At 35.3% G+C, this 12,250-nt stretch carries 6 protein-coding genes; all 6 read right to left on the bottom strand.

What is annotated here, in order from left to right:
- Positions 1 to 3: 3 nt before the first annotated feature.
- The gene (locus DM397_RS06800) at positions 4 to 3,006 is read right to left on the bottom strand and encodes a SusC/RagA family TonB-linked outer membrane protein (protein ID WP_111376812.1); all 3,003 of its coding nucleotides are present in this window, start codon (positions 3,004 to 3,006) and stop codon (positions 4 to 6) included.
- Positions 3,007 to 3,222: 216 nt separating this feature from the next.
- Positions 3,223 to 7,314, bottom strand: coding sequence for a two-component regulator propeller domain-containing protein (locus DM397_RS06795; protein ID WP_111376811.1), 4,092 nt, complete (start codon positions 7,312 to 7,314; stop codon positions 3,223 to 3,225).
- 277 nt (positions 7,315 to 7,591) lie between these two features.
- Positions 7,592 to 9,223: a hypothetical protein gene (locus DM397_RS06790; protein ID WP_111376810.1), complete on the bottom strand. Its 1,632-nt coding sequence runs from the start codon at positions 9,221 to 9,223 to the stop codon at positions 7,592 to 7,594.
- Between the two features lie 105 nt (positions 9,224 to 9,328).
- Positions 9,329 to 10,513, bottom strand: coding sequence for a mannonate dehydratase (uxuA, locus tag DM397_RS06785; protein ID WP_111376809.1), 1,185 nt, complete (start codon positions 10,511 to 10,513; stop codon positions 9,329 to 9,331).
- Positions 10,514 to 10,637: 124 nt separating this feature from the next.
- On the bottom strand, positions 10,638 to 11,450 hold the full coding sequence (locus tag DM397_RS06780) for an SDR family oxidoreductase (protein ID WP_111376808.1): 813 nt from the start codon (positions 11,448 to 11,450) through the stop codon (positions 10,638 to 10,640).
- Between the two features lie 135 nt (positions 11,451 to 11,585).
- A complete protein-coding gene (locus DM397_RS06775; protein WP_111376807.1) occupies positions 11,586 to 12,248 on the bottom strand; it encodes a bifunctional 4-hydroxy-2-oxoglutarate aldolase/2-dehydro-3-deoxy-phosphogluconate aldolase in 663 nt (220 codons plus the stop codon).
- Between the last annotated feature and the right edge of the window lie 2 nt (positions 12,249 to 12,250).

Here is a 12,250-nt window from a genome sequence, read left to right as displayed (position 1 = left end):
AGATTAAAATTTTAAATTGAATCCTGCAGTAAACGTTCTTACGTTTGGATACCCTCCGTAATCCAATCCTAGATAAGTATTACTTCTAGCATTTGAGTCGTTTAAGTAGTTAGTTTCTGGATCTGTACCTGGATAATCTGTAATTGTCCAAAGGTTTTGAGCACTGATGTAAAAACGAACTTTGCTTAATCCCATTTTAGAAACAATTTTTTCATCTAAACTATATCCTAAAGAGATGTTTTTTAAACGAATGTAGCTTCCATCATAAACAAATCTCGAAGTGATTCTTTTGGTTCTCGCTGCATTTGCAGGAACATTTGTATCTGTATTGGTTGGTGTCCAAGCATCTAAAACTTCAGTTGTAGCGTTGTTATTTCCAGAAGCCAATTCCATCAAAGTATAGTTTAAGATTTGACCTCCTTGCGAACCTTGAAAGAAGATATTTAAATCAAGATTTTTATAAGTGAAATCATTGTTGAATCCGAAGATGAAATCTGGATTCGGATTTCCGATAATCGTTTTATCCTGAGAATCTAATTTTCCGTCACCATTTACATCTCTAAATTTTTCACCTCCCGCAACAGTTTCAAAGTTTCCTGGTAATACCGCTTCTCCCTGCTGGATTACGCCATCATAAATAAATCCGAAGAAAGAACCAACTGGCTGTCCAACTCTCAAAATTTGCGATTCAGTTGCCAAGAAATGTCCAGGAGCAGAGTTGATTAAAAGGTCTTTGTTGTCGGCCAATTTTAATACTTTGTTTTTGTTTGAAGAAATATTAAAGTTGGTTGACCAAGTAAAATCGGCACCAATAAAGTTTCTAGTATTAATAGCCAATTCCCATCCTTTATTTTCCAATTCACCCACGTTTTGAAGCTGAGAACCAATTCCAGAAATTCCAGGAAGCGGTCTATTGAACAACAAATCTTTAGTAATTGTTTTGTAATAATCTGCTGTAATACTAATTCGGTTATCAAACAAACCTAAATCAATTCCGTAATCCTGCTGATAAGACGTTTCCCATTTTAAGTTCGGATTATCCAAAGAAGTTAACTGAACTGCATTGGTAATCACATCACCACTTACATAATAGATTTCAGAGAATCTAGAAAGAGTAGAGTAGGCCCCAATTGAAGGATTTCCTGTTGCTCCATAACTCGCTCTTAATTTTAAGTTTGAAACCGTTTTATTGTCTTTTAAGAAGTTCTCTTTACTAATGTTCCATCCAATTGCACCAGAAGGGAAGGTTCCGTATTTATAATTTTTACTAAAACTTGAAGAACCATCTCGTCTCGCTGTAAACGTCAATAAATATTTGTCGGCATAATCAAAATTTAGCCTTCCGAAAGCAGAAATTAATTCCGTTTCAGATAAACCAGAATCAGGTTTTAAAAACACCGTTCCAGCGCCTAGATTTCTATAAGAGTTTGTATTGGTTAAGAATCCTCTTGAAGCCGCATACGAATTTTCGTTTTTGTTTTTTTGGTATGAATATCCACCCAAAACCGTCAAAATTCCTTTATCGATAATTTCACGTTTGAAAGTCAAATAATTCTCTGTCAAGAAAGAAGAAAATCTAGTATTGTTTACAGACGCTTCTCCTTTGATGTTTTTACCAGCAATTAAAGTTGAAGGAATAAATCTTCCTGTTTGCGAATTACTATCAGTTAAACCTAACGTAGTTTTAAAATCAAGATCTTTTGTGATTTGGTATTGGGCAAAGAAATTGTTTCGGTTTGTTACAGAAACGATTTCCAAGATGTTTTCCATTGCTGTAGCATACGGATTGTCAATATCATCACCAATTGGAGCCGTTGTAGTATAAGTTCCGTCAGCATTGTAGATTCCTTTATCTGGCATAAAACGGTAAGCTGATGCAATTACACCCGCAGCACCAGTTCCTCCGGCACTTGTCTGACTTACAATTCCTTCTTTGTTCTGTTTGCTTGTAAAAGTATTTAAACCCACTTTAAACTTCGGAGTTAAATCGGCCTCAAGATTTCCTACGATCGTATATTTGTCAATTCCTGAATTAATAACCACACCATTTTGATTAAAGTATGTTCCAGAAACATAATATCTCACATTATCAGATCCGCCAGAAAAAGACAATTGCGTATTCGAAATCAGTCCATCACGATAAATCACATCTTGCCAGTCTGTATCTGCTGGACCTTGCGTGTGAGTAGTAAAACTTTTTCTATAAGCTGCAAACTGATCGGCATTTAATAAATGCAATTTGTTATTTACAGATTGTACAGAAGTCGAGTTACTGAACTCAATTACAGGTTTTCCGGCTTTTCCTTTTTTGGTTGTTACCATAATAACTCCGTTTGAACCTCTTGATCCGTAAATTGCAGTAGCAGAAGCATCTTTTAAAACCTCAATAGAAGCAATGTCCTGAGGCGCTGGCATAGAAACACCTGCAAAACCGTCAACAACAATAAGAGCATCTCCGCTGGCATTGATAGAAGTTCCTCCACGAACTCTAATTTTAGTTGGAGCACCAGGTTCGCCACCATTATTAGACATTACCGAAACCCCAGCTGCACGACCTTGTAAAGCTTGTTCTGCACTTAAAACAGGATAAGCAGTAAGCTCTTTTGCTGTAACAGAAGATACAGATCCTGTTATATCATTCTTTTTACGAGTTCCGTAACCTACTACAATAACTTCGTCTAGTGCTTTTGTATCTGGTTTTAAACTTACGTTGATAACACTTTTTGTTCCAACTGGAATTTCAACAGTTTGAAATCCGACGAAATTGAAAACTAAAACTGCATTTTTCTCTCCTACAATTACAGTATAATTTCCATCCATATCAGCAGAAGCGCCTACAGAAGAATTTTTAATATAAACATTTGCACCAGGAAGTCCAAGTAAATCTTCACTGGACGTTATTTTTCCAGTCACTTTTCGTTCTTGTGCATGCATCACGATATTTACCAGTAAAAAAGATACCAGCAAATACCATTTAAACGATTTGTTTTTGTGGTTTGTACACATTCATTTTTTGGTTTTAGGGTTAATAAGTTAGATAAAGTAGAAAAGCAATAAACTCATTCCGATGATGAGAATGACAAATAAAATCTGTAGCAGTAAGTAGCTCGTTTTTTTGATTTTCATATCGCAAATGTATAGGCCGAAAACGATATAGAAATACAAAAAAGGGTATCTAAAAATACAGATACCCTTTTTTAACCCTTTAAAACAGTGGATTTGCTAAATTACGACCGAAGATTTGTAAAATTTATCGGCGTATTGGGACGGAGTCTCGCCGTACTTTTTCTGAAAGCATTTGCTAAAGTATTTCGGATTATTGAAACCAACTTTATAACTGATTTCAGAAACGGTCAATTTGTTTTGTTCTAACAATTGAGCCGCACGTTTTAATCTGATTTCATGAATGAATTCGTTTGGCGTGCAATTTGTCCAAGCTTTGATTTTTAAGAATAACATCGTTCGGCTTACACCCAATTCAGAACAGAAAAACGGAATATCAAATTGTTCGTTTGAAATGTTTTCTTCCACAATTTTGAATGCTTTTTTCAATAATTCTTCATCCAATGATGAAACCGTAATTTCTGAGGGAATAAAACTGTCTTCGCTTGAAAATTTGATTTTTAAACGTTCAGTCGTATTCAGAAGGTTTTTAACGCGAAGCCTGAATTCCATTAAATTGAATGGTTTACTAATGTAGTCATCTGCACCGCTTTCCAATCCTTCAAATTTGTAAACCAAAGAAGATCGGGAAGTCAATAAAATGAATGGAATATGACTGGTTTTAATGTTTTCTTTTATTCTCGAACAAAGTTCTGTTCCAACCATTTCGGGCATAATAACGTCACTGATAATTAGGTTTGGAACAAATTTTAAAGCTTTTTCTAAAGCAATTTTTCCGTTATCGGCTTCAATAATGTTGTAATCTTTTTTGAGAAGATTTTTCATGAATTTTCTCAAAACCTTATGATCTTCAACAATCAATATTGTTTGTTTTTCTTCGTTTACAATTAAATCTTCGATATCTTCATTTTCAACAACTTCCGAAGGTTCCAATTGCGCTTTGTATTGCTCAATATCATCACTGATTTTAAAATCAGGAATAATCTCGCTGTCCAAAAGATGTTCGCGTCCAAGCGGTAAAGTCACTTTAAAAATAACTCCGCCAGTGGTTTTGTTTGTAACGTCGATTTTTCCTTTATGAAGTTCAACAATGTTTTTTACGATTGAAAGCCCAATTCCTGTTCCTTTATTATAGTTTTTCTGAACTTGATTATGAGTTGGAACTTCAAAAAACAAATCAAAAATTTTGTCAATATGTTCTTCTGCAATTCCAACGCCTGAATCTTCAACGGCAATAAAAAGATTTTGCTGATCGTGATTGATTTTAATCTTAATTGAACCGCCTTTTGGAGTATATCTAAAAGCATTCGAAATCAAATTATAAAATACACGTTCGAGTTTGTAACGGTCAAAATAAACCAAGATTTCTTCGTTTTCAGTTTCAAACTCATAATCGTAACCGCCGTCTTTAGCATATTCAATAAATGATAGGAAGATCTCTTTAGTGAATTTTACAATGTTTCCATTTGCCGATTCCAGCGTAACCTGATGGTTTTCCAGTTTTCTGAAATCCATTAATCGGTTAATCAGACTCAACAAATGATTGGCGCTTCCTTCAATTACTAGAAGTTTTTTGTACATTTCATTTGTTCCGTTATAATCGGCTAAAATTTGCTGTAATGGTCCTAAAATTAAAGTCAAAGGCGTTCTGAATTCATGCGAAATATTGGTAAAGAAATCCAATTTTAATTTGTTGTTTTCTTCAATTCGTTGCGTTTCCAGATATTCCAGTTCGAGTTTTTGTTTCAGTCTGGTTTTCGATTTCATAATCCAAATCAAACCATATAAACCTAAACCAATTACGATTCCGTAAAGCATAAAAGCCCAAATACTGCGCCACGGAGCAGGATTTACTATAACCGTAAGTGTTGTCGGGTTCTGATTCCAAACACCGTCATTGTTAGCGCCACGCACTTCAAAAGTATAAGTGCCTGGATTTTGAATCGCAAAATTGGCCTCGCTGTTTTTAGTCGTAGTCCAGTTATTTTCTAAACCTGTTAAACGATAACTGTATTGGTTGTTTTTTGATCGAATGTAATTCGGAATCGCAAAACTGATCGAGAAATTGGCCTTGTCATAATCTAAAGTGATGGTTTTGGTAAAACCGATGCTTTGTTCTAAAATGCCTTCTTTATCATGTGCATGAACCGTTTCGTTTTTAATCTTCAAATCGGTAATTAAAACTTGCGGAGCATATTTATTTAATGAAATTTTTGTCGGATCGAAAAATGTTGCTCCCGATGGACTTCCAAAGTAAAACTGATTTGAACTTAATTTTAAAGCCGAATTGTCATTGAATTCATTACTAGCCAATCCGTCTTTCTGATCGTAAATAACAACTGATTTTTTGATTGTATTGTATTTGATAATTCCCTGATTGGTACTGATCCAAAGGTTTTTATCATCATCTTCTAAAATAGAATGGATAGAAGTAATGACAGTATTTCCAATTCTTAGATTAATTCGGTTGAATTTTTTTCCATCAAAATAATGCAGTCCTTTCGCTTTTGTTCCAACCCAGATTTTATTTTGAGAATCCTGAAACAAAGTCAGAATATCATCGCCAGAAACAGTCGAATGATCGTAAAAGAAATGCTGAATAGCATATTTCTGCGGATTAAAATTTTTGAGCGGAATGCGATTTAAACCATTTTGAGTTCCAACCCAAAGAAAGTGTTGTTTATCAACTAAAATCGTACGAAGAATATTATTGGTAAGAAAAACAGGTTTGGCGCTGTCATTTCCAATAGCATCAAAGGTTTTGTTGATTGTGTTGTAGCGGATTAAACCTTTTCCGAAAGTTCCAATCCATAAAATCGAACCTTCAGTTTTAAGAGCATAAACGCCGCTGTCTTTTAGCAATTCACTTAAATCTGAAGAAATTCTATTATCTTCAATTCTTTTTGAAATGGTATTGTAAGCAGATAACCCTTTAGAAAAAGTTCCAATCCATAAAATATGATCGTTGGAAAGACACATCGATTTAATATCATTTTTATTGGCTTGTCCGGTTTTGCTGTTAATGTAACTTACAGATTCATTGTTTTTATTGTAAATCGTGATTCCGCCTCCTTCAGTTCCAAAATAAATGTTTTGGTTTTTATCGGCGATTATCGAACTCACCACATCAAAACTCATCGGAATCTTTTTCGAATTCTGATTGTAATTAGAGAAATTGACATTGGAAACATCCCAAAGATTAACGCCTTTGTAATAACAGCCAATCCAGATAGACCCTTTTTTATCCATAAAAAGCGACTTTACCTTATCGATTCCGTTTGCATTATTGCTGTTGTTGATTTTTTGAAGACTTTTATCTTTTCCTAAAATATAAATTCCGTCATAAGCTCCCACCCATAAAGAACCTTGTTGGTCTATAACTAAAGAACGAATGTCGGTATTGATTTCGCGGTATTTTTCAGCTGGTAAAAAAGAAACAAAAGCTTTCTGTTTTTGGTCAAATTTTAAAAGTCCTTTGTTTTTTGTTCCAACCCACAAACTACCGTCTTTATCTTCAATAACCGATTGAACGTTTAATAAATCAGTTGTGTTTAAAAGATAATTTTTAAAGAATAGTTTTCCGTTCATTCGATTTGTGAGCTTGCATAAACCTTTAGTTGTTCCAATCCAGATTTCACCTTCTTTGGTTTTTAAAATGCTGAGAATATTATTGCTAGGAAGAGTAGAAGCGTCATCATCTGAATGAAAAACCGATGTAAACGATCCTGTTTTTTTGTTGTAAATCGTTAATCCTTTTGAAGTTCCAAACCACATTTCACCGCCAATTTCTCTGATGCTCCAAACAGCATTATTACTTATTGTATGATTGGCTTTCGTATGAAGATATCTCGTAAAACGGTTCGAAACAGGATCATAACAGTTTAAACCATTATAAGTTCCTACCCAGATTTTACCTGAATTGTCTTCTTCAATAGCTAAAATATCATTGTTGCTGATCGAATATTTATCTGCGGCATCGTTCCTGAAAATCGTAAAACGGCTTCCATCATATTTATTCAGACCATCGCGGGTTCCAAACCACATTTGTCCAAATTTATCCTGATGAATGGCAATGACAGAACTCTGCGAAAGCCCATCGGTTGTAGAAAAATTTTTAAGACGATATTTATTTTGGGAAAACATATTTCCGAAAACAAAGACAAATAATAAAAGAGCTATTTTATGTTTCATAGCGCACAGATTTATGTTGTGAATTGAGTTTCTCGCAAAGTCGCAGAGTCGCAAAGTTTTCTTTTTTCAAGTTTTTTTTTAATTTTCTCTTTGCGTCTTAGCGTCTTAGCGAGATTAATTTTTAAACACATAGAAACATAGATTTTTTCTTTTTATAAAAAAGATATTATAAAAAAAACTAGGTTTTCACACATAGCTTCACGCAAACCCTATGATTGTTTATGCAAGTGAAATGCCTTTTTACGTTCCGAAAAACTATGTTTCTATGTGTTTAAATTTATTTTTTCAAACGTTTATTTAATTGATAATCGTAAAGAGACGGAATTTTTTCAATCGGCTTATTCAAAAGTTCAATATATGGATCGAGATCGTATTTAATTTCAAATTTTGCATTTCCATGAATGCCAATGATTCTGGCCAAAGCGCCGTCTTTCATTCCGTACAACAAAACTGGTTTTGATGCATCTGGATTTTCAACCTGAACATTTAAATTCCAAAAAGTACTGAAAGGTGCGTGAGAAGGTTTCCAGTAATCGGCGCCTCCACCTCCAAACAAAGCATAACTGTTGTTTTTATCGGCTTTTAAATGAACCGTAATATTGTCAAACAAGTTTTGATGATTGGCTCCTGAATGCTGGTCTAAAACCGGATCTGTAAATATCTCACAGTTTTGGTACACATTTTTAGTAGCAAAAGTGTTGAAACTTAAAGGATGAACGGCAGAATTATAGATTTTCAGATTCTTAACCAAAATATTGTGCACGCCACCTAAAGTTACAGTGTAGTGCGCTAAATGCGGTCCATCGGTTGTAATATCCTGAATGGTTACATTAGCGACTTCTTCGGCAAGAATTCCGCTGTCGGCATTGGTGATTTTGACATCTTTAACCCAGCTGTTAAAAAGACGAGTCAGGAAAATACCATTATTTCCAGGTTCTAAGTGATGCGCCACTCTTGGAATATCAGGAAAAGTAAAGCGAAGATGTTCGATTCCGACTTCGTTTAAATGTTTCCATTCTACCAATTGCGCCTGATAACTTGGTTTTATAGCAATGGTTAAAGGCGTTTTTAAAGTGATTTTTGAACCAGAAATTTTAATAATTTCTACCTGCTGTCTCACAATTGGAAGTTTTGGAAATTTCCAATGATGCGAACCGGGTTTTACTTTAGCTCCCTGATATAAATCTTTGATGATTTCGCCATTTTCGCCATCTTTATTAAACAATTGCAATTCGACAACATCGCCAATTTTCAATCCTTTTACATCAGAAACAGTGATAACATGTTCGCCCATTTTTCCCAAACTGACTTTCGCCAACGGATTAGATTGTGGTTCGTATTTATCCAAATACGATTTTACGCGTTCGCCTGGAACCTGTGTCCAGATAAATCCGCCAGACCATGCATATTGCGAAAAAGGAAGATCTATATTATTTTCTGGTTCACGCTGTCTTTTGTCAAATGTGGTTAGATACTCTCGAAGTTCAGCCAAAACATTCGAATCTTTGAGATACATCATCGGTCTTGGGCAGTAGATTTCAGTTCCGTTTTCGCTAGAACCAGCACCGCGAAGTACAAAATTGCTTCTTTCAATATACAAAATATCACTTAAAATAATTCGTCCAGCGGGCAATTGCAGAATTACCTTGCCGTCAACAGCATTCGCGGCTTTAAAAGCTTTTAAAAGTGCTTTTGAATCGTCTAAATTGTCATTTGCTTTTACGCCAAAATCTGTTGCATTAATGACTTTTCCGTTAGCGTCAGGAATCGGACTTTCGCCAAAGCGATATCCTGCATAACTAAAATCAGGTAGATAATCGGTTTTTGAAGTTAAAATTTGGGGTATTTCCTGCGCCAGTATTGAGTTTATAAAAAAGCCACAGGATATAAGAATGGCTTGGCGAATCATGGTTTTGTGGTTTATTGTGGTTAGTTAGTTTTTTTTTCACCGCAAAGGCGCAAAGTGCGCAAGGAAAATTAAACTTTGCGTTCCTTGCGACTTTGCGGTGAATTTTTACAAGGATCGTTTAATCCCTAATTCAAGTCCTCGCAATTCTGCCAAGCCTCTTAAACGGCCGATTGCAGAATAACCCGGATTTGTTTTTTTCTTTAAATCATCCAGCATTTGATGTCCGTGATCAGGACGCATTGGCAAAGTGCTGTTGTTTCTTTTTTCAACTTCCAAAATTGCTTTTACAACTTCATACATATCAACGTCGCCTTCCAAATGATTTGCTTCGTAAAAGCTTCCTTCTTCGTCTCTTTGCGTGCTTCTTAAGTGAATAAAATTCATTTTATCGCCGTGACGTCTTACAATTCCAGGCAGATCATTATCAGCACGAACACCGTAAGAACCTGTACACATTGTAAATCCGTTTGATGGAGAAGGAGCAGCGTTCATTAATTCCATCAAATCTTCTTCGGTACTTACCACTCTTGGCAAACCTAAAATCGGGTAAGGCGGATCGTCTGGATGAATGGCCATCAAAACACCTTTACTTTCAGCAACCGGAATAATTTCTTTTAGAAAATGAAAAAGATTATTCTTTAAAGTCTGTCTGTCAATATGATTGTAAGCGCTTAAAGTCACAAGAAAATCTTCAACCGTATACGCTTCTTCGGCACCCGGAAGTCCAGCCAGAATGTTCTGCTGTAGTTTTACTTTATCTTCGGCAGTCATAGCTTCAAAATAGCTTTTTGCTTTTTGTTTCTGTTCTTCAGTATATTCGTTTTCAGCGCCTGGTCTTTTCAAAATAAACAATTCAAAAGCAGCAAAAGCATTAATGTCAAAACGTAAAGCTTTTGAGCCGTCTTCAACCGTATAGGATAAATCGGTTCTTGACCAGTCTAAAACAGGCATAAAGTTGTAACAAACACATTTGATACCGCACAAAGCCAGATTGCGAATGCTTTCTTTATAATTTTCAATGTATTGCAAATAATTTCCAGCCTGTTTTTTAATGTCTTCATGAACCGGAATACTTTCTACAACCGACCAAGTCAAACCCGAAGCCCCTTTTTTAGGATCACCGTTTTCGTGTTCGATTTCAACTTTTCGCTTAATAATCTCGTCAATGCTCCAAACTTCTCCGTTTGGAATGTGGTGTAAAGCCGTTACAATTCCGGTTGCACCAGTTTGTTTGATATCTTGTAAAGAAACAGGGTCATTTGGTCCGAACCATCTTAATGTTTGTTCCATTTTTATGTTTTTGTTTTATTTCCTGCAAGGTTTTCAAAACCTTGTAGGTTTAAATTAGTTGTTTTTATAAATTAGATACCTACAAGGTTTTGGAAACCTTGCAGGAGAGGGGTTGGACTAACTCTTAAATACTTGTTGCAGCAAATCCGCCGTCGACTTTTAAGATAGTTCCCGTTACGAATTTTGACATGTCGCTGCATAAAAATAAAAGCGCACCGTCAATATCTTCAGGAGTTCCGAATCTTCCCATTGGCGTATGATCGATTATTTTTTCTCCTCTAGGAGTTAGTTTCCCTTCTGGAGTTAGTAATAAAGCACGGTTTTGTTCACCAATAAAAAATCCAGGAGAAATAGCATTTACACGAAGTCCTTCGCCATATTTTTGAGCCAATTCAACAGCCATCCATTGTGTGAAATTATCGATTGCCGCTTTTGAAGCAGAATACCCGACAACTCTCGTTAAAGGTCTTTGGGCCGAAGCAGATGAAATATTGATGATATTTCCTGATTTCTGTTTAGCAAAAAGTTCCGCAAAAACCTGAGTTGGAAGCATGGTTCCAATAATGTTCAAATCGACTACTTTTTGCAGATCATCGCTTTTCATATCGTAAACCGCCTGATCTGGCTGAATCGTCGCGCCCGGCATATTTCCGCCTGCGGCATTGATTAGAATATCAAGACGTCCGTATTTTTCAGCAATAAAATCTTTGGCTTTTTCTAATTCTTCTTTGTTTAAAACATTGGCCTGAACAGCAAATCCTTGTCCGCCGTTTGCTTCGATTGCTTTTACTGTGTTTTCAGCCTTTTCCAATGATTGCGAAACGATTCCGACTACAACACCTTGCTGTGCCAAAACATTTGCAAATCGGCTTCCTAAAACTCCAGCACCGCCTGTTATTAATGCAATTTTTCCTTTTAAATTAAATATTGAATCCATTTTAGTTTTTAATTTTCAATACTTTAAATTCCAAATTGGAAATAAAGTACATTTTTGTATAATTAATTTTTACTTTTTAATTAGTCTAATCGGTACAAACTGAGTTTTTGGAATTTGGGTTTTCAAATTTGGAATTTACTTTCTGATAGTTTCTATCAAATCCAAAACCCTTTTAGTTTCTTTTTCAATTGTCTCATAAGCATCGAATTCCATTACTTCTTTGCTAATTAATTTGCTGCCCATTCCAACAGCAGAAACCCCAGCATTAAACCAAGTTTCAATGCTTTGTCTCGTAGTGTCAACACCTCCAGTTGGCATAAAAATTAAATCAGGAAAAATATCTCTAATACCGCTCATGAAGTCTGGTCCTAATATATTCCCAGGGAAAAGTTTGATGAATTTTACACCAGCATTTTCAGCCGCAATAATTTCTGTTGGTGTCATACATCCGGGAGCGTATAAAACACCTTTAGCAATTAGAAATGAAGCTACTTCAGGAACAAATCCTGGACTTATAAAAAAGTCAGCTCCAGCTAAATAATAGGTTTCTGCTTGCGCTAAATTTTTGATAGTTCCAATTCCTAAAAGCATTTCAGGCATTTCAGCATTTCTTACTTCAATCATTTTTTTGAAATTAGAAAGTGCTTCTGGACCACGGCTTGTGTATTCTACCGCTCTGATTCCTGCATTGTAAAGTGTTTTTAAAACCGCAATACTTTTGCTTTCGTCAGAATTGAAATAGAGCGGAAGCATTCCTTGTTTTAAAATAACATCTATAGCGTTCTGAATGGTGCTCATTA

It is taken from the genome of Flavobacterium nitrogenifigens, assembly GCF_003254565.1.
Taxonomy (GTDB): Bacteria; Bacteroidota; Bacteroidia; order Flavobacteriales; family Flavobacteriaceae; genus Flavobacterium; species Flavobacterium nitrogenifigens.
This window is presented reverse-complemented; position numbering and strand designations above follow the sequence as displayed.

Coding starts and splice junctions, on each gene's coding strand:
- DM397_RS06800 (WP_111376812.1), bottom strand. CDS start 3,006: ATGTGTACAAACCACAAAAACAAATCGTTTAAATGGTATTTGCTGGTA.
- DM397_RS06795 (WP_111376811.1), bottom strand. CDS start 7,314: ATGAAACATAAAATAGCTCTTTTATTATTTGTCTTTGTTTTCGGAAAT.
- DM397_RS06790 (WP_111376810.1), bottom strand. CDS start 9,223: ATGATTCGCCAAGCCATTCTTATATCCTGTGGCTTTTTTATAAACTCA.
- uxuA (WP_111376809.1), bottom strand. CDS start 10,513: ATGGAACAAACATTAAGATGGTTCGGACCAAATGACCCTGTTTCTTTA.
- DM397_RS06780 (WP_111376808.1), bottom strand. CDS start 11,450: ATGGATTCAATATTTAATTTAAAAGGAAAAATTGCATTAATAACAGGC.
- DM397_RS06775 (WP_111376807.1), bottom strand. CDS start 12,248: ATGAGCACCATTCAGAACGCTATAGATGTTATTTTAAAACAAGGAATG.